Raw genomic sequence first — 25,194 nt, 5'->3', positions numbered from 1 at the left:
CGGTGGTTCGCGGCCCGGCCGCCCTCGCTTCACGGGAGGGTCGCCGGGCCGTCGTCTTTCCCGGGAGCTACTCCGCGCGCAGGCGCGTCCAGGCGGCCACGTAGCGCGACAGGCGCTCGGCGTCCTTGGGCGTGACGTCCTTCAGCCTGCGCACGTCCATGTTGTCCTCCAGGTCCGCCAGCTTCACGCGGCGGGCCAGGGGGTGGGGACGCAGCCGCTCGATGAAGGCCTCGTAGCTTTCGCCCTCGCGCTTCGTCAGGCAGTCCAGCGCGGACAGCACGTCCTCCGGGTAGCCCAGCTCCCGCAGGCGCTCCAGCGTGTACGGCGTGTCCTCCACCACGTCGTGGAGGATGGCCGCGGTGCGCTCCGCGTCGGATGACAGACGGAGCATCACCCGCAGCGGGTGGAGGATGTAGGGCTGTCCTGCCTTGTCGCGCTGACCCTGGTGCGCGGCCACCGCCAGGGCGATGGCGTCTTCGAGCGTGGGCATGGCGTGAAGCTTCGCACGCCCGGCGCCCGCACGGCTCAACGGTTGAGGTTGCCGGAGCCCGTGCCGGCGCCCGCCTGCGCCGAGTAGGCCTCACCGCCGCCGCTGAACTTCAAGAGCCCCTCCACGGCGAGCGCGTTGGGGTCCAGCTGGTTGGTGTCCCCCCGGCGCGGAATCAGCGTCTCGCTGATGCACAGCGCGCCCACGATGACGTTCTGGTCGTTGTCGCGGTTCCACTCGGGGGGCAGCGGCTTGAGCTCGTCCTCGTTGTCGCGGACGTAGAGGTACACGTCGTCCTTGCCGTCTCCGTCCAGGTCCGCGAACAGCGCCGGGTTCACCGTCTTGATGGCCGCGCGGCCGGCGGCGGTGCGCGGGTTGGCGGGGGACGGGTTGGTGGGCGAGGCGATGGGGTCGTAGACGGACGGCGCGCTCAGGAAGGTGTTCCACTTCGCGAAGTTGCGGCCGAAGTAGGCGCGCGCCAGTTGCAGGCCGCTCTCCGCGCAGCCCTGACGCTGGCCGGAGCGGCTGGAGGTCACGGCGCGCGTGCGCTCGCTGCTGGCGTAGGCCATCACGCCCGCCACCAGTCCCAGCAGCACGGTGACGAGCAGCACGACGAGCAGCAGCGTGGCGCCGCGGGTGGAGCGGGAGGCTCGGGATGAGGGGCGCGGGGACATGGCGGGGGACCTCACGGAAGACGGACTCACAGGCTGGCCGAGGCCAGGTTGGGCAGCTCCGCCCGGCGCGAGAAGAGGCTGCGGAAGTAGCCGTCCGCGGGGACGACGGCGGGCGTGTGGTTCTCCACCGCGAGCGGCAGGTCCTCGGAGAGGACGGCCTGGTCCCGCGTGTCGCGGCGGGGCGTGCGGCCGGTGGCCACCACGCTGATGCGCACGGAGCGCAGGCCCGGCGTGTACTCGGGCTTGAAGCCGTCCTGGAACGCGTACTTGGCGGGGTCGCCCGTGTTCGTGGCGTCCACGCCGAAGGCCACCTGGAGGTCCTCCACGAAGTCCTGCACCACCACTGGGTCGCCCATGTCCAGGAAGGGCCGCCCGGACACGTCACCGCCCGGCGTGCCCTCCGCGCGCATCAGCGCCTTGCGGCCGTTGACCGGGTTCGTCCCGATGAAGAAGTGCAGCAGCCGCACGGGGTACACCATGTCGGTGCGCTGGAAGCCGCCCTTGTGGGGCGCGTTGGAGAAGCCCGGCACGCCGGACTCCAGGTAGTTCACCGTGGCCGTGGGCGGGGTGCTCGTCACCGACGCCTGGGTGAGCAGCGCGCCGCTCTTCATGTTGCTGGCCACCAGCATGGGATTGGCGGGCGGGGCGCCGCTGGGCGTGCCCACGCAGTTGACCTCGATGGGGCCGGTGCCGCTCTTCACCACGGACATGGCCGCGCCCGGCGCGCAGTCGCGGCCCAGGTAGTTGCGGTCCGGAATCACCAGCCACAGGTCGTCGCTGCCGTCCGTGCCCGGCAGGTTGCCGGACGTGGTGGCGGCGAGCACGCCGGAGCCCGCGCCATCCCCGCCGAAGACGGGGTTGATGTGCTGGGGCGTTCCACCGGACACCACCCAGAGGCCCTCGGACATGCCCGCGCCGGCCTGGCGCACCGCGGACAGGAGCGTCTCTCCCGCGAGCCGCGCGTGGTCGTGGCTGTCCGCCACGTGCTCCGTGTTGTGCACCACGCGCCCGCCCGCCAGCAGCAGCGCCGTGGCCGCCGCGAGGATGATGGTGGCGAGCGCCGCGGCCACCATCGTCTCCAGCAGCGTCATGCCGCGAGTCGTCGACCTGTGCCTCATTGGACGAACACCTCGCTGTGCACGATGGCGCGCTCCAGGCTGTCGCCCTTGCGGTACGCGCGCGTCCAGAAGGTGAAGGGCAGGGCGCCGGCGGGCACCATGGCCTGGGCCGCGGCCGGCAGGTCCTTGGGCAGCCCCTTCGTCACCAGGATTTCACGGCAGTAGACGTCGCGCGGCAGCACCCCGTCCGGAGTGGTGGCGCTGCAGGGCGTGCCGTTGGGCACGTCCAGCGCCGGCTCCACCTGGCCCGTGGGGAGCACGCGGAAGTAGGCGCCGGTGCCCACGTCGCCCGCCTGCGGCGTGCTGGGGTCCAGCTTCCAGGGCGTCGCGCCCAGGGCCAATTCCGGCGGATAGGTGGAAGGCCGCGCGACGGCCTCGTTCGCCAGCTCCATCTTGGACGCCAGCCACAGGCGCTGCGTGCGCGCCTCCAGCAGCATGCGCCGCCCCTGGAGCACCTGGCCGTCCTTCACGTCGCGGGTGGCGGCCACCATGCCCATGACGGCGCCCACGGCGGCCAGCGCCAGGACGCTCATGGAGATGAGGACCTCCAGGATGCCGCTGCCCCGGCGGGAGGAGGAAGGGAGACGGGCGCTCATTCGAGGAACCTCTGGCTCCAGTTGAGGAGCTGGTAGAGCACGCCGTTCTCGCCGGCCACGGAGTGCTTCGCGTCGGGGCTGGAGGGCCCCTCGGGCGTCCCGTTGTCGATGCGCGTGACGCGCAGGGCGCTCACCTCCGCGCCCACGACGAAGTCCTGGGACGTGCCGCCGTTGTCGCGGTGGTAGACGGCCACGCCGCCGTAGTTGGCCAGCGTCGCGCCGCTCATCGGGTTGATGTCGCCCAGCGTGGTGGGCGTTTCGCCCAGGTCGATGCTGTACGTGTGGCCGCGCACGGAGGCGCTCAGCAGCATGGGGTCGTTCACGGACTCCTCCGCGGTGCTGAAGTACGCGGTGCGCCCCGCGATGGTGATGTTGCCGTAGACGTGCTCGGGCGCGGCGAAGACGATGGGGAAGGGCGCGGGCTCCTGGAGGATGCCGTAGGTGGTCGCCTCCGAGTGGGCCAGGTTCGCGCTGATGGGCGAGCCGTCCAGCCGCTTGCCGTCCTGGCCCAGGGGCAGCCGCAGGCCCGCGTCCAGCAGCAGCGCGTGGAAGCGGCCGCCCACGGTGTCCGGCACCCAGTCCATGCCGGCGGTGCCCACCAGGGCCACCACCTTGCCCTTGTACTGCCCGAAGGCGGAGGTGTCCGAGGCGTCGCGCGGGATGCGCGCCAGGCCCACGTTGGTGCTGATGGGCTGGCTGGTGACGGGCAGCCCGCCAATGTTCATCGCGGTGTACTTGCAGGGCGAGGCGTCGCTGCACACCGGGCCCATGCGCGCCACGTTGACGTTCATGCCGGTGGACGCGTCCAGCTCCCAGAGCCGGCCCTCCATGTCACCCACGTAGAGGCGCGCGGCGCCGCTGGAGTCCTGCGACACGGTGGGCGCGGCGGGCGCGCTGTTGTCCACGCTGCTGGCGTAGGCCTGCTGCCACTGCCACAGCTTCTGGCCGGTGGCCACGTCGATGGCGAACACCTGCACGCCCTTGGCGGGAGAGGCCGGCGAGCCCGGGACGGCCGGCGCGCCGGAGCTGCTGGACGCGACGAAGACGGTGTACACGGGCGAGAGCCCCGCCCAGCTGATGCCCACGGACAGCCCGCGCGAGCCGCCCAGGCCACTGTAGTCGTAGAGGCCGCTGGCCGTGCGGCCGGGGTCCGTGCGCGGCGGCAGCAGGAAGAGGCTGGTGTCCTCGTCCCAGGTGTACGTCCAGTCCGTGCCGCCCACGCTCCGGTCCGCCAGCGACACCACGGAGTGCGGCGCGCTGGAGGTGGCGTAGTGGCTGCCCACCAGGTGCCACAGCAGCACGGGCTTGAGCGGGTTCGTCACGTCCAGGGCGAACAGGTCGCGCCCCGTCTGGCCCACGTTGGCGACGAGCACCGTGTGCCACTCCCGGCGGCCGGTGCCCACGAAGTCCGCGAACACGTCGAAGACGACGGGCGCGCTGTTCACCCGCGCGGTGTTGTTGCGCAGGCCCGACAGCTGCGTGGCGGGCAGGAAGCTCCAGAGCTCCGTGCCGGGCAGGGGCAGATTTCCGTTGCGGAAGCGCTGGGCGAAGTCCGTCTTGAAGCGCGCGCTGGCGTCCGGGTTGGGGAACTGGAGCGCCTCCGCCGGGCCGTCGTAGCGCGAGCCGCCGGAGACGTAGAAGGCGTGCACCTGGCCGTCCAGGCCCGCCGCGTACGCCACCGTGGGCCGCGCGGCGTTGCGGTCCGGGATGAAGGTGCTGGCGGGCACCACCACCGGCGACGAGTGGATGAAGCCGCCCAGGTGCGCCTTGTTGTCCGCGCTCTCGTTGTTGCACTGCGCGTTGGTGGGCTCGAGGATGGGCGTCTCGTTGGCGCCGTCGCGGCCGGACGCCGTGGCGTAGCAGTAGCCGCGCACGCGCTGGAGCATCATCGCCACCGCGTTGAAGTCGTTGAGCAGCTGGCCCTTGTTGATGAGCTCGTTGGTGATGCCGAAGTCGGAGCCGCCCAACTGCGGCGAGTACTGCGTCGCCTGCTGCAAGTCACAGACGCCGTCGGCGCCCTTCACGAAGTCGTAGTGGAAGGTGCCGTCGCGCGCCTGGGCGCGGTTGAGCTTCAGCACGTCCACGCAGCGGGGGTTGGGGGTCGCGCTGTAGCTCTTGTTGATGCGCGTGCCGGAAACCTCCTCCGGCTCCCAGCCCACCTGCAGCACCCCGTGCGGCGCGCTGCGGTTGGCGCCCAGCGGCGGGTTCACCGTCACCTCGCCGCCGAAGTAGGTGAAGAGGTTGCGGTCGCCGGGCGCGGGCATGCGCGCGTCCGCGTTCCACAGCGTGCCGTCCGACAGCGAGTTCTCCCCGTTGGCCAGCGCGTCCCCGCCAATGAGCGAGTGCGCGCGCAGCGTGCCCGGGTAGTAGGGGAACACCCAGTGCGAGCCCTGCGCGGGCGTGTACGTGTCCGCGCCGGGCGGGTAGCCCGTCACGGCGTTGTAGGACGTCTTGAACAGGAGCGCGCGCGAGCCGTTGGTGTCGTTGCCGTTGGTGTCGTCCAGCGTCACCGGCGCGGACACGGTGCGCTCGCTCTGCAGCGGTTCACTGCCCAGGTTGAGCAGCGTGTTGAGCACGATGCGCGTGCCCGCGACGCTGCCTTTGAAGTCATGGCCCGCCAGGTAGACGATGGTCGCCTTCTGCGGATCATTGTCCTTCTGGTTGAAGGAGAAGAAGTCGTGGCCGCGCTGGGCGTTCGCCGCCACGTGCACCGGGTTGTCGTACTGGTTGCCGGGCGCGTAGTCCTTCCAGCTCACCGCCAGCCGCCGCACGCCGTTCTTGAACGGGGTGCGGTAGTTCTCCGTGTGGCCCGGCACGTTGTTGAAGCGGAAGTCGCCCAGTTGGGAGAAGGGGTCGCCCGGGTTGGGGTAGAGGATGCACGCGGGCCGGGGCGAGGACTCGTTGCGGTAGTCGGGGTCCGTGCAGTTGCGGCCGTTCCACGTCGAGCCGTTGAGCAGCGCGTTCCTCTCGAAGAGGCCGTCGCTCTGGAAGCGCGAGGTGGACACCATCGAGCCGTCCGGCCGTTCGGTGTGCTCGTAGGACCAGATGCTGGCGCACTCCGCGAACAGGCCGTTGCCGCGCTGGTTGGTGAAGTACGCGATGTTGTTGAGGACGTTCTCCGCCTGGTTGACGGCGCCGTCGCCGTTGTCGCGGTACTCGGGGCGCGTGCTGTTGCCCAGCTCCCAGTGCGGCGCCCAGAACACGCGGTAGCGGGGGCGCTGGGTGACGGGGTCCACGGCGTTGAGCAGGCCGTGGGGGAACGCGGACGTGGACACGAGGTCCGCGTTGGCGTGGAGCGCGTCGTAGATGAGGCCGGGCTGCCCGCCGTTGCGCGTGCACGTCTTCGTGGTGCCCTGGGGGCAGCCGCCCGCGCCCGGGAAGTCCAGGCCCGCGTTGCGCAGGTAGTCGTCCAGCATGCCGCCCTTCACGTAGGACTCGTCGCCGGAGTCGTGGTCGTCCCGGTCCAGCAGGGCGATTTTGGGGGGCACGCGGTTGAGGCGCCGGCCGATGGGCGCGTTGAACTCGATGGTGGCCTGGTGCATGCGCACGTAGAAGCAGCCGCTGCCGTTGGTGAACGTGTCGCAGTTGCACGGCGTGCGGAACTTCTTCGGCGCGTCCGCCCCGCCGGAGGAGTTCAGGAAGTCGAGCGCGTTCTTCGCGTCCTTCGCGTCGATGATGAACGCGCCGCCCATGTACTGGATGTCGCGGAAGTTGCTGGCGGTGTTGAGCGTCGCCTGCGCGAAGTTGGGCCGGGCCTCGGCCGTGGTGGTGGCGAAGTTGTCCACGTCCCCTTCAGGGAACAGGCCGCCGGAGGGCAGCCCCTGCAGGGGCGGCACCGGCACGACGGGCGCCGCGGCCGAGTTGCTGATGTGGAAGTCGCAGCCGTCGTTCCAGCTGGGGTCGTTCCACTGGCCGTTGTTCGGCGCCGGCGGCAGGTGCTTGTTGGTGGGCACGCAGCGGTTGGGCGAACGCTTCGTGTCGTCGATGGCCAGGTACACCGTCACCGGGTGGTTGGCGTTGAAGCCGCCCGCCTCGTTGGACTGCAGCAGGCGCCACACCAGGCCGTAGGCCGACAGGCTTCCACAGCCCTGCTGGAAGGTGGCCTGCTCCGGGATGATGAGCGCGCCCTGGCTGAAGGTGACGATGTCCGTGGCGGATGCCGGCAGCGCTGTCAGCAGTGCCAGGCCCAGCAGGATTCGCCGCGACGCGGAAACTCTGGGGGAGTTGGGGGCCAAGGAGTTCACCGGGGGTTGGGGGACCAACGGACCCCCTGGGGTCAGGGGCCACCCTCGGTGTGTGCACACGGTGTGCCCTGGCGGCGGAGGGCTCCCCTGCTGGGAAGGCCCTGGAAAGAAACCGTGTCGTTGTGGGCAACCGGCGTCAGCGGCTACGCAAAGCTTGCGAGGTCCGCACGTCCTGCATAGCGGAGGACGCCTAGTCGCCCAGCCTGCCGCCGCGCCCGGCCTTCTTCTCCGAGGTGCGCTTCTTGTCCTCCAGGCGGCGGCGCTTGGAGCCCAGGGTGGGGCGGGTGGCCTTGCGGACCTTGGGCACGAAGGTGAGGGCCTGCAGGCCCGCGCGCAGGCGGCGCACGGCCGCGTCCTTGTTCTGGGACTGGCTGCGGCGCTCGGTGGCGGTGACGGACAGCTCCGTGGGCGGGTGGGTGAGGCGCACGCCGCTGGCGGTGGTGTTGCGGTGCTGACCGCCGGGCCCGGAGGCGATGAAGAACTCCACGTCGCAGACCTTGAGCAGGGCCTCGTCATCCAGGGCGAGGGCCTCCCGGGCGGCCTGGCGTCGTGCTGGGGGAGCGATGGGCAGGGTCGGCGTCATGTCGGTCCTCAAGGTAGCGCCGGGGGGACGCCGTCGGTACTGCTCTCCTGACACCCGCTGGTGAAACCGGCGGGAGGAGGGACACCCCATGATGTACGTCCGGACGTCGGAAGCGCGGGGCCACGCGGAGCACGGCTGGCTCGACACCCATCACACCTTTTCGTTCGCGGACTACTACGACCCGGACTTCATGGGGTTCCGCTCGCTGCGCGTCATCAACGAGGACACCGTCGCGCCGCGCCGGGGCTTCGGCAAGCACCCGCACCGGGACATGGAGATCCTCACCTACGTGGTGAGCGGCGCGGTGGAGCACGAGGACAGCATGGGCACGCGCGCCCTCATCCGCCCGGGCGAGGTGCAGCGCATGAGCGCGGGCACCGGCGTGGTGCACAGCGAGACGAACCCGCTGGATGAGCCGCTGCACCTCTTGCAGATATGGCTGTCGCCGGACCGCCAGGGCCTGCCCCCCGGCTACGAGCAGAAGCGCTTCGCGCCCCAGGAGCGCCAGGGCCGCCTGCGCGTGGTGGCGTCACACGACGGACGGGACGGGTCGCTGACGGTGCACCAGGACGTGGTGCTGTCCGCCACGGAGCTGGGCGCGGGCCAGCGGGTGGATTACGCGCTCCAGCCCGGCCGCCACGCCTGGCTCCAGGTCATCCGGGGCGAGGCCACGCTCAACGGCGTGGCGCTCAAGGCCGGTGACGGCGTGGCGGTGTCCGAGGAGACGGCGCTGGCCCTGGAGGCGAGGACGCCCACGGAGGCGCTGCTGTTCGACCTCGCGTGAGCGCGAGCGTCACCCTCAGGTGAGGTTCAGGTTGAACGTGAAGCCCGTCTTGGCGGCGCGCTGGTCCTCGGCGGTGGCCACGAACTTCACCACGTAGGGCAGCGCGGAGAGCGAGCGGTCCGCCCCGACGCGCACCTTCGCGGTCGTCTCGTCCGGGGCCAGGGTGACCGTCTCCGCGGTGAGCCGGGAGGTGTTGGAAGGGGTCTCGAGCGTGATGGTGAGCGGGCCGGTGAAGCCCTCCGCGCGCGTCACCGTCACCGTCGTCAGGACGGACTGGCCCGGCGTGATGTTCACCTGGCGGGGCTCCACGGAGATGGAGAAGTCCGGCTGGGGCTCGGGCGGCTGGAGGATGACCACGGCGATGCCGCTGGTGGCGGTGACGTTGTTGGCGGGGTCTTCGGCAACGAGCTGCAGCGCGTTCACGCCGTAGGTCGTGACGGTGGGGGCCACCGTGAGCGTGGCGGTGGTGTTGACGACGGTCTCCCCCTCCGGGAGGGAGAACTCCGGGCCGAACGTCACACCCGCGGGGGCGCTCGCCGCGCGGACGCGCACCTCCCCCAGGTTGTCCGCGATGCGCTGGATGGCGATGTCATAGGGGACGGACTCGCCGGGCGCGGCGGTGATGGTGTCCGCGCCTCCCCAGTCCAGACGGTAGTAGGGACCGTTGCCGCCGCAGCCCAGGGCCAGCGCGCAGGCAAGGAAGGCAAGACGGCGAAGGGGACGCGACATGGGAGGGCTCCAGGGGTGGCGAAGCGGGGTTGAGCATGGGGCCGGGGCGCGAGCGCCCGCAAGCGGCCCGGGGGAAGGCGGGCGTCAGCGGAACAACGAACATGCGGCGAGATAAGTCCCGACGTGGGCTTCCAGGGACGGCGCCAGCGGCCTCGCGTAGCCGCCGCCCAGGGTGAGCACCACGGGGAGGCCGCGCTCCTTCGCCGCGCGCATGACGCGCAGGTCGCGCTCGCGCAGCCCCGCGTGGGTGAGCGACAGCCGGCCCAGGGTGTCCTCGGCCAGCGGATCCACGCCGGCCTGGAAGAAGAGCAGGTCGGCGTGCGCGGACTCCAGGACGTGGGGCAGGTGGGCGTCGAGCACGGCCAGGTACTCCGCGTCCCCCACGCCGTCCTCCAGCCCCAGGTCCAGGTGCGAGGGCTGCTTGCGGAAGGGGAAGTTGTGCTCGCCGTGCATGGAGAAGGTGAAGACGGACGCGTCGTTCGCGAAGGTGGCCGCGGTGCCGTTGCCCTGGTGCACGTCCAGGTCCACCACCACCGCGCGGCGGATGGCCCCTTCCGCCTGGAGGACGCGGATGGCCACGGCGATGTCGTTGAAGACACAGAAGCCCTCCCCGTGGTCCGGGAACGCGTGGTGCGTGCCGCCGGCCAGGTTCGCGCCGAAGCCGTCCTCCAGGGCGGCGCGGGCCGCGGCCAGGGTGCCGCCCACGGACGCGCGCGCGTTGTCCACCAGCAGCGGGGACCAGGGGAAGCCCAGCCGGCGCAGCTCCGCGTCCGTGAGGGCGCCACCGAAGAAGGCGTCCAGGTAGCGCGGGGTGTGGACGCGCTCCAGTTCGTGGCGCTCCGCGCGGGGGGCCTCGTGGAAGGCGGCCGGGGGCAGGATGCCGCGCGCGAGCAGGATTTCGCGCAGCAGCCGGTACTTCTCCATGGGGAAGCGGTGCCCGTCGGGCAGGGGGACGGAGTACCTGTCGATGTGGAAGACGCGCACGGACCCGGGCGTAACGCCCGTTTCCGGAGGCCGCAACCGGGGGCGTAGATCTTCCGGCGGGCCTGTCCGTTACAGGAGCAGGCGGCGCGGGAAACCCGCCGCGCGAACCGCCGTTCCGGAGCCCACCCATGAACCTGAAGCCCCTCTCGCGGGCCGTCCTGACGGCCGCGCTCGCCACCGGTCTGTCCGCCACCTCCGCCTGGGCCGTCACGCCCACCTATCCCGTCACGCCCTATCCCTCCCGTCCGCCCGTGAAGCCGCCGCTCGCCCCCCGGGAGTTTCCCGCCACGAAGGCCGAGCCCGCGAAGCCCACCCCCGCGCCCGCGGGGCAGGGCACGCCGGCCCAGGCCCAGGGTTCGCAGGTCCAGGACGCGCAGGTGCAGCCGCAGGGAGCCCAGCCCGAGATCGAGGTGGCCTTCGTGCTGGACACGACGGGGTCCATGGGCGGCCTGCTGGAGGGCGCGAAGCAGAAGATCTTCTCCATCGCGTCGCGCATCGCGAAGGGCAAGCCCACGCCGCACCTGAAGGTCGCGCTGGTGGCCTACCGTGACAACGGGGACGCCTATGTGACGAAGCGCTTCGAGCTGAGCGACGACATGGACTCCATGTTCGCGGAGCTGCGCAAGCTGGACGCGAACGGAGGCGGGGACTTCCCGGAGCACGTGGGGCGCGGCCTGGGGGAGGCCGTGTCGCTGCTCAAGTGGAGCCAGAACCGCGAGGTGATGAAGGTCATCTTCCTGGTGGGCGACGCGCCCCCCGCCGAGCGCGAGGCCGCCTGGGACTTCAAGCTGTGGTCCAAGCGCGCGAAGGAGCGCCACATCGTGGTGAACACCGTGCGCTGCGGCGCGGACACGAGCACCGAGGAGTCCTGGCGCTACGTGGCGAAGCTGACGGACGGGACGTTCGACTCCATCGACGCGTCGGGCGGCATGGTGGCGGTGGCCACGCCCTATGACGCGGAGCTGTCGCGCGTGAACGCGGAGCTGGCGTCGAAGACGCTCTACGGCGGCCGCAAGGAGGCGCGCGAAATGAACCTCGCCCGCTCGGAGGCCACCAAGGGCATGGCCGCGGAGGCCGTCGCGGACCGCATCAGCTACATGAAGTCGAGCCGGGGCGCGGGCAAGAGCGCTCCCAGCGCTGCGGCGGTGAGCAGCGCGCCCGTGGCCGTCGGCGGCGCGGTGGACCTTTTGGAGAAGCCGGCCGCGCTCGACACCCTCAAGGACGAGGAGCTGCCCCAGGAGCTCAAGGGCCTCAAGAAGGAGGAGCAGGCCGCGAAGGTGAAGCAGCTCGCCGCCGAGCGCAAGGTGCTGGAGGAGAAGGTCGCGAAGCTGGCCACCGAGCGCGACCAGTGGCTGTCGAAGAACGCGTCCACCAAGGAGGACGCGTTCGACGCCAACGTGATGAAGAGCGTGAAGGCCCAGGCCGCGAAGTTCGGCGTCGCGTACTGAAGCCTACTCGCGCGTCACCGCCCGCAGGACGATCTCCCGGCGCTGCTCCAGCAGGCGCATCGCCAGGGGGCGCGTCGCCAGGTAGACGCCGAAGTTGAGCACCGCGAAGGCGGCGATGAAGGCCACGGACTGCCAGCCCGGTCCGTCCTTCCCCGCCGCCCGCAGTGCATGGCCAAACGGCATGCAGCCCACGCTGGCCGCGAGGATGCCCAGCATGGACGCGGTGAGGGGGATGCGGTCGCGGCGCTTGAGGCTCGCGTGGAACTTCACCGGGAAGTACAGCGACAGGAAGTTGCCCGCGGCCAGCAGCATGGGCAGCACCGCCGCCACCGCGGCCATGGCGCACAGGAAGTCCACGAGCGTGCCCGAGCCGAAGTACACCCGGTAGAACGCGCCCACCAGCACCGCCATCCCCAGCGCCGCCACGCCCTGCACGCGGTTCTTCGCGCGCAGCACGTCCGCCAGACTCATGGGCGCCGCCAGGAACACCGCGAAGCCGTGCCCGTCATACGCGAACGTGTTCTGGGAGAACGTGGACGCGATGACCACCGCGCCGTAGATGCTCATGCCGCCCATCACCCACGCATCCGCGCTGTTGCCCAGCAGGTACACGAACAGGTCCCGGCCGGAGAGCAGCTTCAGCAGGATGGCCAGGATGAAGGGCACCGCCGCCAGCAGCCGCGCGCGCGGGTTGCGCCACAGGTCCAGCACCTCGCGCCGCAGGAGGGTGTCGAAGCGCGACTTCGTGGTGGCGAACGGGTCGCTGTCCTTGCCGTCGCCCCGGTCACCGCCGGAGCGGCCTCCCGCCTGCCGGTGGAAGCGCATCAGGAGCGCGTACGCCACGCCCATGCCCATGGCGGTGAAGAACAGCAGCCCGAACGCCTCCAGCATCGCGATGCCCACGCGCCCGTGCGCGAGCTGCCCCAGGCCGTCCCCGAAGAAGCCCGGGGGCACCTGGCTGAGCGCCACCGCCGCGTTGATGATGAGGCTCATGTCCAGCGCGCCCACGCCCGCCTCGCCCACGCTGGTGAGCCACGACGTGTCGATGGGCGGGATGAACGACGCGGCCACGAGGAAGGCCACCATGCCGCCGCCCATGATGCGCGCGCTGTGCTTCTCCCGCAGCACGTTGATGACCGTGTAGAGGCCCACCCGGCTCCACGCCGCGCAGAAGAGCGCGAACAGCACGTAGAGCACCGCCGCCAGCCACGGCGACGCCAGCCGGTGGCGCGACGCATAGCCCACCGCCGCGCCGGTGAGCGGCGCGTAGAACACCAGCGCGCGCGGCTCGAAGAGGCTGGCCACCGTGGAGCCCATCAGCAGCCGGAACGGCGAGATGGGGAACGCGGCGTAGCGCGACAGCTCCGAGTGGTCATCCACGCCCGCGGACAACAGCGGCCACGTCACCCAGGTGGCGGCGGTGACGAAGCACAGCAGGTTGAGGATGAAGTACGGCCACACGTTGCTGTGGACGATGAGCGGCAGCCGCATCAGCTTGAAGAAGCTCAGGCCCAGCAGCACGCCCGGCGCGCTGGAGCCCAGGAACGCCGCCACCGCGAGCAGGCGGCTCTTCCCCGGGCCCTGGTTGAGGCCCAGGTGCAGGCGCAGACCCCAGAGCAGCAGGAGGTGCTGGAAGAAGCCGGGGACCTTCGGACGCGCGGCGCTCACGCGGACTCCCGGCGCAGCGGCACCACGCTCGCGGCGGGCTCGCCGTAGAACGACAGCTTCGCGTTGCGCGCGGCCGGCACGGCGATCAGCTTTTCGAACACCGCCTCCAGCGTGGAGACGCCGTGGCGCTGGCGGAGCTGGTCCACCGGGCCCTGATCCAACATGCGCCCGCCCCGGATGACGCCCGCGTGCGTGGCCAGCCGCTCGGCGATCTCCAGCACGTGCGTGGTGAGCAGCAGCGTCACGCCCCGGCGGGACAGCTCGCGCAACAGCTCCCGGATGACGCCCGCGGCGAGCACGTCGATGCCCTCGAAGGGCTCATCCAGCAGCACCAGCTCCGGCGCGTGGATGAGCGCCGCGGCGATCGCGAGCCTGCGCCGCATGCCCTTGGAGTACTCCGCCACCAGCGCGCCGGCCTTGTACGTGAGCTCCGTCAGCTCCAGGAGCTCCACCGCGCGCGACGCGGCCTCCGCGCCATCCAGCCCGTACATGCGCGCGCAGAAGGTGAGGTACTGCCGGCCGGTGAGGCGCTCGAAGAGGCTCAGCTCCTCCGGCACCACGCCCACACGCTGCTTCACCTCCAGCGGCTTCGCCACGGCGTCCACGCCGAGCATGCGGATGCTGCCCTGGTCCGGCCCGTACACGCCGGTGAGCAGCGCGATGGAGGTGGACTTGCCGGCGCCGTTGGGGCCGAGGAACGCGTAGAAGGCGCCCCGGGGAATCTGAAGCTCCAGGCCGTCCAGCGCGGTGAAGGTGCCGAAGCGCTTGACGAGGCCGCGAGCGTCGATGGCCAGCTCGGCCGGTTCTGCGGAGGAGGGGGGCGTCATGAAGGACGCCATCACACCATGCCCCCGGGGGCCGCCCACAATCCTCGGGTTGACGGATGGTGCGGCCTGACAGGCGCTTCCCGACTCAGTGCACCATGGCCACCTCCGGCGGCCCGACGATCTGCTGCACGGTGGTGCGCACCTTGTCCAGGTCCACCGGCTTGGAGATGTAGCCGGCGGCGCCCACCAGCTCCGCCTCCCACTCGAAGCCGTAGCCGGAGATGATGATGATGGGCAGGTTGCGCGCCCGCGGCATCTTCTTGAGCGCGTCCAGCAGGCCCCAGCCGCTCATGACGGGCATGCGCAGGTCCAGCAGCACGGCGCCCGGGATGTCGTCCTCCAGAAGATCCAGCGCCTCGCGGCCGTTCTTGGCCTCGATGGTGGCATAGCCCATCTCCTGGAGGGCATCGCAGATGAGCGTGCGGTGACTCGCGTCGTCGTCGACGACCAGGATGAAGTTCGACATGGGCTTGAGCCTCTGGAGTGGCGGCGTCTGCTTGGGGACCGCGATTCTATGGGGTCGAAGATGGGAATGCCCCTTCCATTGCGGAAGGGCCTTCGTTTCTTTTCAACACTCGCCGTAGAGGGACAGCGTGTTGCCGCCCAGCACGCCCGCGAGCGCGGCCTCGTCCAGCCCCAGCCCCGCCAGCGCCCGCAGCTCCCGGTCCCACGCATAGGGGATGTTGGGGAAGTCCGTCCCGTAGAGGATGCGCCCGGGCCGCGCCTCCAGCGCCTGGCGGGGCAGGGGCACGGGGAAGTAGCCGCCCACCGCCATGGTGGTGTCCAGCCAGAGCGTGTCGTACCGCTCCAGCAGGTGCGCGTACGCGTCGAACTCGTCCGCTCCCAGGTGCGGCACGCACAGCTTCAGCGTGGGATGATCCTTCAGCACGCGCTCCACGCGCTCGGCGCTACAGAGCTGGTGCGGATCCACCGGGTACTGGGGACTGGACGGCTCCCGCCCCGAGTGCATCACGAGCGGCTTCCCCGCCCGCGCGCACGCCGCGTAGAGCTCGTGCAGCTGGGGCGCGTCCGGGGAGAAGGCCTGCACGTGACAGTGCAGCTTCACGCCCTTCAGGCCCAGGGCGAAGGCCTCCTCCAGGATGGCGACGGCGTCGGGCTCGCCCGGGTACACGGTGCCAAGCCCGATGACGCGGGGCTCGGCCTTCGCCACCTCCGCCACGTAGGCGTTGAGGGCGCGCGCCATGCCCGGCTTGTGGGCGTAGTGCAGGGCGACCACGCGCTCGACGCCCCGGGACAGCAGGAAGGACACCACCTGGGGTGTGTGCAGCTTGTAGCGGATGGGCCAGCCGTGGCGGTCGAACCAGCGCCACACCGCCTCGAAGACGCGGTCGGGGAACAGGTGCACGTGCGCGTCCACGACGGGCGGCAGGCCGGGGTCCACGCGGGGCCCTTCCTCGTCCGCCAGCGCGGGCATGGGCATCTGGATGCCCAGCTCCCGCCAGGTGGGTGACGGCGAGGACGCCAGGCACGGCACGGGCGCGTCGTCGTGCCCGTGCGGCTCCCGGGGAGCCGTCATCCGCCGGTGCTGCCCGGCCCGGAGGGCTTCTTCGCGTCCTCCTCGTCGTCCAGGCGCCGCAGGTAGCTGTTGTGCGCGTAACCGTGGCGCTCCAGCCGCTGCGCCTCGATGGCGTCCGCGACCTTGGAACACACCTGGCCGAGCATGCGCAGGGACTCGGCGATCAACCGCTCCGCGTGATCCTGCGCGTTGGCGGACGGAATGATGGGACGGTCGCGACGGAACGGCAGGGGCAACTTCATCCGCTGGAATCTAAGGGATGCCCCACCCGGCTGCCACGCGTCAGTCCCGCCCCCGTCCCCTGGCTGCCCCTCCCCGCCCGCCCGGTTCACGGAGTGTTGACAGCGCGACGCGGCATCGGACCCCGGTACAGGTTAACCGCGTTGACAGTGCGCCAGTTTACATTTTGCGCCGGTCCGGCCGCCGGAGCGCCCCTGGGCATGCCCTGGAGTCCTGGCAACTGCCTGGAATTCCGAAGGGTTTACGAATTTTCAAACGGGGGGATGACAGCCGGGGCGTTCGCCTCTACATTGCGTCCGTCGGATTTCACTCAAGAGGTGCTGCGCATGGCTTACGACGGCGAGCTTGTGAAGATGCAGAACGGTCGCTGGGCGCGGTTCCAGCGGTGCCAGGTGTACCGGCCGGGCGTGACGGACGCCGGTGAGACCATGCTCCTGATCGCGGTGGAGCTCGAGGAGCGCTACCAGCAGCTGCTCGACGAGGCGGCGGATTCCCTCGCGGAGTACCGCTCCCAGGGCGTGCCCGTGCAGGTGCGGCTGGCGCCGGACGCGCAGGGCCTCACCCTGCACCCGGAGACCCAGGTCTCCGTGTCGGTGAACTAGGCCCCCTTTCCGGGGACGAAAGCTGTAAAGCCACGGGCTCCGCGCTTCACTGCGTGGGGCCCGTCGCATTTACAGCGCTGACAGGGCCCGCGGGGCGTCCACTTTTCAACGCACCGCGCTCCACCCGCACGGCGGGTGGATGCCGCGCTCAGTCGTGGATCTGGAAGAAGCGGGCGGCGTTGTCCCGGGTGACCCGCCGGACGATGCGCTCGGACAGCTTCGCCTTGCCCAGGAGGTTCGCCGTGCGCGCGAGCCCCAGGATGTCGCCGGCGCCGTCGCCCGCGTCCGAGTCCAGCACCAGGCGCTCGCTGCCCAGCCTCCGCACCAGGGCCACCGCCCGGTCCGCCTGGAGGGCCTCCGGGTGCAGGGTGAGCCCTGCCCAGTGGCCCACCTCCAGGATGGTCCGCACGGTGCGCGCGTTGGCGTGGTCCACCAGCGCGCGCGACGGCGCCAGGCCGGACTGGCGCAGGAGCGTGAGGATGCGCCGCGTGTGGCGCTCCTTGTCCTTGAGCGGCGTGTGCACCACCACGCGCAGCTTGAGCTGGCGGGCCAGGGCGAGCTGCTCCAGGAAGGCCTCTTCCTCCTCCTCGCCGCCCCCGTGCAGGCCCGTCTCCCCCAGGGCCACCACCCGGCCGCCCTCGAAGTAGTCCGGCAGGTGGCTCAACACCTCCGACAGCCCCCGGCGCGGGATGCAGCGCGGGTGCACGCCCAGGGCGGCCCAGGCGCGGATGCCCAGCCGCTCCAGCCGGGGCAGCTGCTTCTCCACCAGTTGGTCGAAGTGCTGGCGCAGCCCCTTGGCCGTGGGCTCCGGGAAGTGATGCGCCACCACCAGGGCCCGCTCCACGCCGAAGAAGCGCATGGACTCCAGGTCCTGGTCGGTCAGGGCCTCCGGGTGGAGGTGCGCATCGAACAGCGGGATCGGCTCGGCCACGGGCAGTCGTTCTCCTTCGGCTTTCAGTCCTGGCCCGTCGCGGCGCCCTCGTTGCGCGGGTCACTGGAGGAATAGCGCAGGTTCGTGCGCGGGTCGCTGTAGACGGCCTCCGCGTCGCCCCAGCCGTCCACCCGGCGAATCTTGTGGCCCTTCGCCTCCAGCGTGGACAGCGTCGCCGGCTCCAGGCCCCACTTGTCCACCCACAGCTCGTCCGGGAGGTACTGGTGGTGCAGCCGGCCCGTGCCCACCGCGCGCGCCACGTCCATGCCGTGGTCCACCACGTTGCTGATGGCCTGGATGACGGTGGTGGGGATGGTGGAGCCGCCGGGGCTGCCCACCGCCAGCATCACCCGCTTCGGATCCTCCTTCGCGAACACCAGCGTGGGCGACATGGAGGACAGGGGCACCTTGCCGGCCTGGATGGCGTTGGGCTCCCCGGTGACGAGCCCGTACGCGTTGGGCACGCCCGGCTGCGCGGCGAAGTCGTCCATCTGATCATTGAGCAGCACGCCGGTGCCCTTCGCCACGAGGCACGAGCCGAAGCTGTAGTTGACCGTGGTCGTCATGGCCACTGCGTTGCCGTCCTTGTCGATGACGGAGATGTGCGTGGTGTTCTTCTTCTCCGGCTCCGGCGTGAGCGGCCCCGCGTCCTTGCGCAGCGTGGAGGCCGGCCCGCCCGTCACCGGCGCCAGCAGCGACGCGCTGGGCGTGGCCTTCTTCGCGTCGATGCCGCCCGCCAGGTCCGCGATGTGGCCGGGGGACGTCAGCCGCTCCAGCGGCACCTGCACGAAGGCCGGGTCGCCCAGGTACTTCGCGCGGTCCACGTACGCGCGCCGCACGGCCTCCACGTAGAGGTGCAGCGACTCCGGATCGCGGTAGGGCACGCCCTGCGGCCGCAACTGCTGGAGCATGCCCAGCACCTGCACCACCGCCAGCCCGCCCGCGCTGGGCGGGGGCATGGTGAGGATGCGGTGGCCCCGGTAGGTGGTCTCCAGCGGCGCGGGGCTGCGCGTCGTGTACGCCGTCAGGTCCTCCTGCGTGAGCAGCCCGCCCGCGTCCTTCACCGTCTTCACCAGCGCCTGCGCCACCGGGCCCGAATAGAAGGCCTTCGCGCCGCCCTTCGCCACGCGCTCCAGCGTGCGCGCCAGGTCCGGCTGCTTGATGAGATGCCCCAGCGGCGGCACGTCCGGCGTGCCCTGGGCGTTGGGCGTGAGGAAGATGCGCGCGGCCTCCGGGTCCTGGCGCAGGCACTCCGCCCGGCCCGTGGCCATCTGCTGGTACTTGGGCGTCACCCAGAAGCCCTGCTTCGCCAGCCGGATGGCGGGGGCCAGCACCACCGCGGGCTTGAGCTTGCCGTGCTTCGACAAGAGCTCCAGGTAGCCCGCCACCGCGCCCGGCACCGCCACGCTCAGCGCGCCGTCCGTGGACAGCCCCGGCACCAGCGCGCCGTCCCGCACATACATGTCGCGCGAGGCGCCCTTCGGAGCCACCTCCCGGAAGTCCAGCACCTGTGTGCCGCCCGACTTCGCGTCGTGCACCAGCGCGAACCCGCCGCCGCCCACACCGGAGTGATACGGACCCACCACCGCCGCCACGAAGGCCGCCGCCACCGCCGCGTCCACCGCGTTGCCGCCCTTCTCCAGCATCTGGAGCGCGGCCTCGCTCGCGGGCGGATACGCCGTGGCCACCGCACCTCCCCGGTAGGGACGTGCCGCACCCGCCTGAGTCGCCACCAGCAACACCGCGAGTCCCAGCGCGCGGAACGTCTGTCGTTCCACGGCTCCCATGTGTGCTTTCACCACCTGTGGACGCCTTTCCTTGTGATTTCCAGCCGTTCCCTAATGCACCATGCACCGCGCCCGGACCAGGGTTTCAACAAGACAACATTTTTTTCCTTGGATTGTGAGCGGAGCCGGGGCACTCTTGAGCCATGTGCAGCAACGGGCGGTGCTTATGAGTCCTCCGAACCCCGTGGAAAGCCCGGCGTCCGTTCCGACCGCGGCCTCCACTCCGGCGCGGCTGACGACGTTCTACAAGCCGCGCTTCGGCATCACGGTCCAATGCAACACGTTGTGTGTAGCAGTCAGCGCCCGGCCCCCTCCGGAAGCTCCGCGATCAGGTTTGACGCCCGGACGCGGTTGACGAGTTGATCGGCGCTCCCTAATTCTCCGCCGCATATGACAGCTCTGGCGGCGGTTGTGCTGTGCGCGGGCAAGGGCACGCGGATGAAGTCGGAGAAGGCCAAGGTCCTTCACCCCATCCTCGGCCGTCCCCTCTGCGCGTATCCCTTGAAGCGGGCCCTGGAACTGGGCGCCACGCACGTGGTGCCGGTGGTGGGACATCAGGCCGCGGAGGTGGAGAAGTCCATCCGCGCCCACTTCCCGGACGCGCCCCTGCGCTTCGCGCTCCAGAAGGAGCAGCGCGGCACGGCGGACGCGGTGAAGGCGGCAGAGGACGCGCTCAAGGGCCATGACGGCCGCGTGCTCATCCTCTACGGAGACGTGCCGCTCCTGCGCAAGGAGACGCTCCAGGCGCTCCTGTCCGCGCACGACGCGGCGGGCGGGGTGCTGGCGCTGGTGTCCACCACGCTGGAGGACCCCACCGGCTACGGCCGCGTCATCCGCGAGGGTGGCAAGGTCTCCCGTATCGTGGAGCACAAGGACTGCACCCCGGAGCAGCGCGCGGTGAAGGAGTGCAACGCGGGCATCTACTCCGTGGACGCGGCCTTCCTCTGGAAGGCGCTGGCGGAGATCAAACCCGTCAACGCGCAGGGCGAGTACTACCTCACCGACCTGGTGGAGATGGCCGCCAAGGTGGGCCCCGTGGGCGCGGTGGACGCGGACGCCACGGAGACCGCGGGCGTGAACGACAAGGTGGAGCTGGCGGCGCGCGCCCGCGTCCTCCAGCAGCGCATCAACGAAGTCCACATGCGCGCGGGCGTGTCCATCCAGGATCCGGCCACCGCGTACATCGAAGAGGGCATCACCATCGGCACCGATACGGAAGTAGGCCCCAGCGTGTCGCTGATGGCCGGCACCGTCATCGGGAAGGGCGTCATCATCGGCCAGGGCAGCGTGCTCACGGCCTCCCACGTGGCGGATGGCACCCACATCAAGCCCTACTCCGTGCTGGAGGAGGCGCGTGTGGGTGAGCGGTGCATCATCGGCCCGTTCTCCCGGCTGCGCCCCGCCACGGAGTTGGCAGAGGAAGTGCATCTGGGGAACTTCGTGGAGACGAAGAAGGCCCGCATCGGCAAGGGCAGCAAGGCCAACCACCTGACTTACCTGGGCGACGCGAACATCGGCGCGGGCTGCAACATCGGCGCGGGCACCATCACCTGTAACTATGACGGGGTGAACAAGCACCTGACTGAACTGGGCGATGGCGTGTTCATCGGCTCGGACAGCCAGCTGGTGGCGCCGGTGAAGGTGGGGGACGGCGGGTATGTCGGCGCGGGCACCACGGTGACGAAAAATGTGCCTCCTGGGAGCCTCGCTGTGTCCCGTGCGCCACAGGTGGTGAAGGAGGGTTGGGTGGCGGCCAAGAAGGCACGGCAGACGAAGGTGAAGGCTGGTTAGCAAGAGTGCTCGCCTGCTGTTCGGTCGGCGGGGCGGGGTTGGGCGTGTTGGGCGTGAACGGGATTCCCGTGGTTTGCTCCGGCGGCCGCGGGACGAGAAAGAGGCAGGAAGAACATGTGCGGGATTGTTGGCTACGTCGGTGACAAGGAATCTGCTCCCATCCTGGTGTCGGGTCTGAAGAAGCTCGAGTACCGGGGCTATGACTCCGCGGGTGTCGCGGTGGTGGGTGGCAACCAGCTCAACGTGGTGCGCGCCACGGGCAAGCTGCGCAACCTGGAGAACCGCGTGGTGCAGGACCTGCCGAAGGGCACCACCGGCATCGGCCACACGCGCTGGGCGACGCACGGCCGTCCCTCCGACGAGAACGCCCACCCGCACACGTACAAGAACGTGGCGGTGGTGCACAACGGCATCATCGAGAACCACCTGGCGCTCAAGGCGGAGCTGCGCGCGCGCGGCCACGTCTTCTCGTCGGAGACGGACTCGGAAGTGTTCGCGCACCTCATCTCCGCGGAGGTGGAGCGCGGCGTGGACCTGCCGGACGCCGTGCGCGCGGCCATCAAGCAGGTGAAGGGCACCTACGGCCTCGTGGTGGTCTGCTCCAACGACCCGGGCCGCATCGTGTGCACGAAGGACGCGTCGCCCATGGTGCTGGGTCTGGGCCAGGGCCAGAACTTCATCGCCAGCGACGTGCCGGCGCTGCTCGAGCACACGCGTGACTTCGTCTACATGGAGGAGGGTGACCTCGCCGTCGTCACCGCCGCCAAGGTCGACATCTTCAACCGCGACGGGAAGCTGGTGAACCGCCCCACGCGCCGCATCGACTGGACGCCGATGATGGCGGAGAAGGGCGGCTACAAGCACTTCATGCACAAGGAGATCCACGAGCAGCCCCGCGCCATCGCGGACACGCTGCGCGGCCGGATGCTCCTCACCGAGGGCGACGTCCACTTCGAGACCTGGAACCTCACGCAGGAGCAGGTCCAGTCCTTCACCAAGGTCACCATCCTGGCCTGCGGCACGTCCTGGCACTCGGGCGTGGCCGGCAAGCACATGATTGAATCGCTGGCGCGCCTGCCGGTGGAAGTGGAGCTCGCCAGCGAGTTCCGCTACCGCGACCCCATCGTGGAGAAGAGCCACCTGGTCATCGCCATCAGCCAGTCCGGTGAGACGGCGGACACGCTCGCGGCCTTCAAGGAAGCGAAGCGGCTGGGCGCGCACACCATGGCCATCTGCAACGTCATCGGCAGCGCGATGACGCGCGAGGCGAACCTGCACGTCCTCACGAACGCGGGCCCGGAGATTGGCGTCGCGTCCACGAAGGCGTTCACCACGCAGCTCGTGACGCTGTACCTGCTGGCGGTGAAGCTGGGCCGCATGCGCGGCACGCTGTCCGTGGAGGGTGCGCAGGAGCACCTGACGCACCTGACCCAGGTGCCGAAGATGATCGAGGACGTCCTCAAGTGCGAGCCGCAGGTGAAGCGCGTCGCGCGCGAGTTCATGAACGCGCAGGACTTCCTCTTCCTCGGCCGCGGCCCCATGCACCCGGTGGCGCTGGAGGGCGCGCTCAAGCTGAAGGAGATTTCCTACATCCACGCGGAGGGCTACGCGGGCGGTGAGATGAAGCACGGCCCCATCGCGCTCATCGACGAGAAGATGCCCGTCGTGGTCATCGCGCCGAAGCAGCCGCACATCGCCTACGAGAAGATCATCGGCAACATCGAGGAGGTCCGCGCGCGCGGCGGCAAGGTCATCGCCATCCTCGACGAGGACGACAACCAGGCGGACAGCCTGGCCGACCACGTCATCCGCATCCCCGCCGCCTGCGCGCTGCTCGCGCCGGTGGTGGCCACCATCCCGCTCCAGTTGCTCGCGTACCACGTGGCGGAGATGCGCGGGAACGACGTGGACCAGCCCCGCAACCTGGCCAAGAGCGTGACCGTCGAGTAGCGCTTCACGGCCTTCGCGCCTGAAGCTCTGAAAGAGCCCGGACTCCCTTCACGGGGGCCCGGGCTTCTTCTTTTCCGCCACCCCCGGCGCGGGGCCCGTTGCCCTTTGGAAGTTGCGGGCCGCACCCACTTTGAACCCCACGCCGCGCCCCGGTTACAGTTTCGCCACCGTGTCCGATGCTTTCCGCCCACGTTCGCGCACACCCGCCCCCCACCCTGGAGGGGAGGTGGAGGCTCCGTCGGACCTGGCGGCCTGGGAGCCTCCGGCGCAGGGCGGCACGCCCACCCCGCCCACGGACTCGCCGCTGCCCATGTACCTGCTGGCGCAGCAGGCCCGGCGCGCGGAGGGCGAGGAGCGGCAGCGGCTGGCCTGGAACCTCAACCAGCTCCTGGAGGAGATGGCGGCGCAGGGCGGGGGACGGCCGGAGGCGGACGCCTTCCACCGGCTGCTGGAGGGGGGCAACCTGGACGGGCTGGTGGACGCGGACGGGCGCTCCTGCCGCGCCACGGCGGTGGAGTCGCTGCTGGCGCTGGGCTTCCCCTACGCGCTGGAGGTGCGCCCGGAGGACCTGGAGCACCTGAAGAACGCCCCCGTCCCGGGCACCCGGCTGTCGCCTCCTCCGGGGGGCCCCTTCCCGGCGCTGGCGGTGGGGCTGGGCGCGCTGGCCCTCCAGGTGGTGCTGGGGCTCACGGGCGCCGTCGTGCCTGGCGGGCTGCTCATCCTGCAGGGGCTTTTGACCCTGCTGTCCCTGACCCTGCTGACGGTTGCCGCCGTGGGCTCTCCCCTGTATCGCGGAGCCCTGGCGCTGCTGACCGTGGTGTCCGGGGTCGGGTTGGGGATGGTGCTGGTGCCGGACGTTCCGGCGGGTTGGGCCGCTGGATTGGGCGGGCTGGTGGCCGCCTTCCTGGCTGCCCTGCGCAAGAGCTGACCGCCAGGACCCGAAACGGATGTCAGAGGGGTGGACTAGGGTCTACCCATCGCGTACTAAAAGCGCGTTCAGGTGGACCGGGGTGGTCCACTCTTCCAAGGAGCGACGAGAAATGGCCGTGAATCAGGAGAAGGAAAAGGCGATCGAGTTGGCGCTGGCCGCGGTGGAGCGCCAGTTCGGCAAGGGGTCCATCATGCGGCTCGGCAACGACGAGCCCATGATGAAGGACGTCCAGGCCATTTCGACGGGGTCCACTTCGCTCGACATCGCCCTGGGCGTGGGCGGCGTGCCGCGCGGACGCATCATCGAAATCTTCGGGCCGGAGTCCTCCGGCAAGACGACGCTGTGCCTCCACATCGTCGCCGAGGCCCAGAAGAAGGGCGGCGTGTGCGGCTACATCGACGCCGAGCACGCGATGGACGTGGGCTACGCGCGCAAGCTGGGCGTGCGCACCGACGACCTGCTCCTGTCCCAGCCGGACACCGGTGAGCAGGGCCTCGAAATCGCGGAGATGCTCGTGCGCTCCGGCGCCATCGACGTGCTGGTGGTGGACTCGGTGGCCGCGCTCGTGCCGAAGGCGGAACTCGAGGGTGAGATGGGTGACGCGCACATGGGCGTGCAGGCGCGCCTCATGAGCCAGGCCCTGCGCAAGCTCACGGGCACCATCTCCAAGAGCCAGACCTGCGTCATCTTCATCAACCAGATCCGCATGAAGATTGGCGTGATGTTCGGCAACCCGGAGACCACGACGGGCGGCAACGCGCTGAAGTTCTACGCGTCGCAGCGCATGGACATCCGCCGCGTGGGCGCCATCAAGAACGGCGAGAACGTGGTGGGCAGCCGCACCCGCGTGAAGGTCGTGAAGAACAAGGTGGCGCCGCCGTTCAAGGAAGTCGAGTTCGACATCATGTACGGCGCGGGCATCTCGAAGGAGGGCGACCTCATCGACCTCGCCTCCAACGAGAACATCATCGAGAAGAGCGGCAGCTGGTTCTCCTTCAAGGGAGAGCGCATCGGCCAGGGCCGGGAGAACGCGAAGGAGTACCTGCGCGAGCACCCGGAGACCTACAAGGAGGTCGAGGGCCTGGTGCTGGAGAAGTACGGCATCGGCAAGCCCGCGGCCGCGGCGGCTCCGGCGGCGGAAGCCAGCGAGCCCGCGGAAGGCGAGAAGCGCCCGCGCGTGAAGGCCGTGAAGTAGTCCCGCACGGCTCGTGAGCATGGGCCCGCCGCGTACCTCCGGGGGGAGCGGCGCGGCGGGTGAAGCGGAAGGGGGCCGGTTCCCAGCG

The 25,194-nt window shown here is 70.5% G+C and carries 22 protein-coding genes; 7 read left to right on the top strand and 15 right to left on the bottom strand.

Annotated elements, in window-relative coordinates; translation table 11 throughout:
* Nucleotides 1-67: 67 nt before the first annotated feature.
* The 6 genes from JYK02_RS15675 to JYK02_RS15650 all read right to left on the bottom strand — a co-directional run bounded on the left by JYK02_RS15675 (nt 68) and on the right by JYK02_RS15650 (nt 7,702).
* Nucleotides 68-490, bottom strand: a complete 423-nt coding sequence (locus tag JYK02_RS15675; protein WP_207051854.1) for an HD domain-containing protein — start codon at nt 488-490, stop codon at nt 68-70.
* 35 nt (nt 491-525) lie between these two features.
* Nucleotides 526-1,161, bottom strand: coding sequence for a hypothetical protein (locus tag JYK02_RS15670; RefSeq protein WP_207051852.1), 636 nt, complete (start codon nt 1,159-1,161; stop codon nt 526-528).
* 26 nt (nt 1,162-1,187) lie between these two features.
* Nucleotides 1,188-2,279, bottom strand: a complete 1,092-nt coding sequence (locus JYK02_RS15665) for a PilW family protein (RefSeq protein WP_207051850.1) — start codon at nt 2,277-2,279, stop codon at nt 1,188-1,190.
* Complete coding sequence (locus JYK02_RS15660; RefSeq protein WP_207051848.1) at nt 2,276-2,875, bottom strand: type IV pilus modification PilV family protein; 600 nt, start codon at nt 2,873-2,875, stop codon at nt 2,276-2,278. Before JYK02_RS15660 ends, JYK02_RS15665 begins: the two co-directional genes overlap by 4 nt.
* Nucleotides 2,872-7,119 carry a hypothetical protein gene (locus JYK02_RS15655; RefSeq protein ID WP_347402502.1) on the bottom strand — a complete coding sequence of 1,416 codons (4,248 nt, stop codon included), beginning with the start codon at nt 7,117-7,119 and terminating at the stop codon, nt 2,872-2,874. The genes JYK02_RS15660 and JYK02_RS15655 overlap by 4 nt, the downstream gene beginning before the upstream one ends.
* 190 nt (nt 7,120-7,309) lie before the next feature.
* Nucleotides 7,310-7,702, bottom strand: a complete 393-nt coding sequence (locus JYK02_RS15650; protein WP_207051844.1) for a peptide chain release factor family protein — start codon at nt 7,700-7,702, stop codon at nt 7,310-7,312.
* An 88-nt stretch (nt 7,703-7,790) separates the two neighbouring features.
* On the opposite strand from JYK02_RS15650, the gene JYK02_RS15645 reads away from it, so the two are divergent.
* Complete coding sequence (locus JYK02_RS15645; protein ID WP_207051842.1) at nt 7,791-8,486, top strand: pirin family protein; 696 nt, start codon at nt 7,791-7,793, stop codon at nt 8,484-8,486.
* Nucleotides 8,487-8,501: 15 nt separating this feature from the next.
* On the opposite strand, the gene JYK02_RS15640 is transcribed toward JYK02_RS15645, so the two are convergent.
* Complete coding sequence (locus JYK02_RS15640) at nt 8,502-9,215, bottom strand: hypothetical protein (protein ID WP_207051841.1); 714 nt, start codon at nt 9,213-9,215, stop codon at nt 8,502-8,504.
* Between the two features lie 84 nt (nt 9,216-9,299).
* Nucleotides 9,300-10,199, bottom strand: coding sequence for a histone deacetylase (locus JYK02_RS15635; RefSeq protein ID WP_207051839.1), 900 nt, complete (start codon nt 10,197-10,199; stop codon nt 9,300-9,302).
* 128 nt (nt 10,200-10,327) lie between these two features.
* On the opposite strand from JYK02_RS15635, the gene JYK02_RS15630 reads away from it, so the two are divergent.
* A complete protein-coding gene (locus JYK02_RS15630) occupies nt 10,328-11,647 on the top strand; it encodes a vWA domain-containing protein (RefSeq protein WP_207051837.1) in 1,320 nt (439 codons plus the stop codon).
* A gap of 3 nt (nt 11,648-11,650) precedes the next feature.
* Here the strand turns inward: JYK02_RS15630 and JYK02_RS15625 are convergent, their stop codons facing one another.
* The 5 genes from JYK02_RS15625 to JYK02_RS15605 form a co-directional block, all read right to left on the bottom strand.
* Nucleotides 11,651-13,315, bottom strand: coding sequence for a hypothetical protein (locus tag JYK02_RS15625; RefSeq protein WP_207051835.1), 1,665 nt, complete (start codon nt 13,313-13,315; stop codon nt 11,651-11,653).
* Entirely contained in the window at nt 13,312-14,142 is an 831-nt protein-coding gene (locus tag JYK02_RS15620; RefSeq protein WP_242588761.1) for an ABC transporter ATP-binding protein, read from the bottom strand. Before JYK02_RS15620 ends, JYK02_RS15625 begins: the two co-directional genes overlap by 4 nt.
* 85 nt (nt 14,143-14,227) lie before the next feature.
* A complete protein-coding gene (locus JYK02_RS15615) occupies nt 14,228-14,608 on the bottom strand; it encodes a response regulator (protein ID WP_014394116.1) in 381 nt (126 codons plus the stop codon).
* 102 nt (nt 14,609-14,710) lie between these two features.
* Nucleotides 14,711-15,679 (bottom strand): amidohydrolase family protein, encoded by a 969-nt coding sequence (locus JYK02_RS15610; RefSeq protein ID WP_207051830.1) that lies wholly within the window; start codon nt 15,677-15,679, stop codon nt 14,711-14,713.
* Nucleotides 15,676-15,921: a hypothetical protein gene (locus JYK02_RS15605; protein ID WP_207051828.1), complete on the bottom strand. Its 246-nt coding sequence runs from the start codon at nt 15,919-15,921 to the stop codon at nt 15,676-15,678. The genes JYK02_RS15610 and JYK02_RS15605 overlap by 4 nt, the downstream gene beginning before the upstream one ends.
* Nucleotides 15,922-16,245: 324 nt before the next feature.
* Here JYK02_RS15605 and JYK02_RS15600 point away from each other — a divergent pair, with 324 nt between their 5' ends.
* Nucleotides 16,246-16,521 (top strand): hypothetical protein, encoded by a 276-nt coding sequence (locus tag JYK02_RS15600; protein WP_207051826.1) that lies wholly within the window; start codon nt 16,246-16,248, stop codon nt 16,519-16,521.
* A 148-nt stretch (nt 16,522-16,669) separates the two neighbouring features.
* Here the strand turns inward: JYK02_RS15600 and JYK02_RS15595 are convergent, their stop codons facing one another.
* Both JYK02_RS15595 and ggt read right to left on the bottom strand, forming a co-directional pair.
* The gene (locus JYK02_RS15595) at nt 16,670-17,452 is read right to left on the bottom strand and encodes a TatD family hydrolase (RefSeq protein ID WP_207051825.1); all 783 of its coding nucleotides are present in this window, start codon (nt 17,450-17,452) and stop codon (nt 16,670-16,672) included.
* A gap of 23 nt (nt 17,453-17,475) precedes the next feature.
* Entirely contained in the window at nt 17,476-19,239 is a 1,764-nt protein-coding gene (gene ggt, locus JYK02_RS15590) for a gamma-glutamyltransferase (RefSeq protein WP_207051823.1), read from the bottom strand.
* Between the two features lie 390 nt (nt 19,240-19,629).
* Between ggt and glmU the strand changes: the two genes are divergently transcribed.
* The 4 genes from glmU (at nt 19,630) to recA (ending at nt 25,106) form a co-directional block, all read left to right on the top strand.
* On the top strand, nt 19,630-21,030 hold the full coding sequence (gene glmU / locus JYK02_RS15585) for a bifunctional UDP-N-acetylglucosamine diphosphorylase/glucosamine-1-phosphate N-acetyltransferase GlmU (RefSeq protein WP_207051821.1): 1,401 nt from the start codon (nt 19,630-19,632) through the stop codon (nt 21,028-21,030).
* Nucleotides 21,031-21,144: 114 nt separating this feature from the next.
* A complete protein-coding gene (gene glmS / locus JYK02_RS15580) occupies nt 21,145-22,980 on the top strand; it encodes a glutamine--fructose-6-phosphate transaminase (isomerizing) (protein ID WP_207051819.1) in 1,836 nt (611 codons plus the stop codon).
* 226 nt (nt 22,981-23,206) lie between these two features.
* Nucleotides 23,207-23,908, top strand: coding sequence for a hypothetical protein (locus JYK02_RS15575; RefSeq protein WP_207051817.1), 702 nt, complete (start codon nt 23,207-23,209; stop codon nt 23,906-23,908).
* A 112-nt stretch (nt 23,909-24,020) separates the two neighbouring features.
* Nucleotides 24,021-25,106, top strand: coding sequence for a recombinase RecA (gene recA / locus JYK02_RS15570; protein WP_207051816.1), 1,086 nt, complete (start codon nt 24,021-24,023; stop codon nt 25,104-25,106).
* Nucleotides 25,107-25,194: the final 88 nt, after the last annotated feature.

The organism is Corallococcus macrosporus, assembly GCF_017302985.1.
In the GTDB taxonomy this organism is placed as follows: domain Bacteria; phylum Myxococcota; class Myxococcia; order Myxococcales; family Myxococcaceae; genus Corallococcus; species Corallococcus macrosporus_A.
The sequence above is the reverse complement of the archived record's forward strand: the minus strand, read 5'-3'. Positions and strand labels throughout refer to the sequence as shown.

Coding starts and splice junctions, on each gene's coding strand:
- JYK02_RS15650 (WP_207051844.1), bottom strand. CDS start 7,702: ATGACGCCGACCCTGCCCATCGCTCCCCCAGCACGACGCCAGGCCGCC.
- recA (WP_207051816.1), top strand. CDS start 24,021: ATGGCCGTGAATCAGGAGAAGGAAAAGGCGATCGAGTTGGCGCTGGCC.
- glmU (WP_207051821.1), top strand. CDS start 19,630: ATGACAGCTCTGGCGGCGGTTGTGCTGTGCGCGGGCAAGGGCACGCGG.
- JYK02_RS15670 (WP_207051852.1), bottom strand. CDS start 1,161: ATGTCCCCGCGCCCCTCATCCCGAGCCTCCCGCTCCACCCGCGGCGCC.
- JYK02_RS15615 (WP_014394116.1), bottom strand. CDS start 14,608: ATGTCGAACTTCATCCTGGTCGTCGACGACGACGCGAGTCACCGCACG.
- JYK02_RS15620 (WP_242588761.1), bottom strand. CDS start 14,142: ATGACGCCCCCCTCCTCCGCAGAACCGGCCGAGCTGGCCATCGACGCT.
- JYK02_RS15660 (WP_207051848.1), bottom strand. CDS start 2,875: ATGAGCGCCCGTCTCCCTTCCTCCTCCCGCCGGGGCAGCGGCATCCTG.
- ggt (WP_207051823.1), bottom strand. CDS start 19,239: ATGGGAGCCGTGGAACGACAGACGTTCCGCGCGCTGGGACTCGCGGTG.
- JYK02_RS15610 (WP_207051830.1), bottom strand. CDS start 15,679: ATGACGGCTCCCCGGGAGCCGCACGGGCACGACGACGCGCCCGTGCCG.
- JYK02_RS15645 (WP_207051842.1), top strand. CDS start 7,791: ATGATGTACGTCCGGACGTCGGAAGCGCGGGGCCACGCGGAGCACGGC.
- JYK02_RS15640 (WP_207051841.1), bottom strand. CDS start 9,215: ATGTCGCGTCCCCTTCGCCGTCTTGCCTTCCTTGCCTGCGCGCTGGCC.
- JYK02_RS15600 (WP_207051826.1), top strand. CDS start 16,246: ATGGCTTACGACGGCGAGCTTGTGAAGATGCAGAACGGTCGCTGGGCG.
- JYK02_RS15630 (WP_207051837.1), top strand. CDS start 10,328: ATGAACCTGAAGCCCCTCTCGCGGGCCGTCCTGACGGCCGCGCTCGCC.
- JYK02_RS15675 (WP_207051854.1), bottom strand. CDS start 490: ATGCCCACGCTCGAAGACGCCATCGCCCTGGCGGTGGCCGCGCACCAG.
- JYK02_RS15665 (WP_207051850.1), bottom strand. CDS start 2,279: ATGAGGCACAGGTCGACGACTCGCGGCATGACGCTGCTGGAGACGATG.
- glmS (WP_207051819.1), top strand. CDS start 21,145: ATGTGCGGGATTGTTGGCTACGTCGGTGACAAGGAATCTGCTCCCATC.
- JYK02_RS15605 (WP_207051828.1), bottom strand. CDS start 15,921: ATGAAGTTGCCCCTGCCGTTCCGTCGCGACCGTCCCATCATTCCGTCC.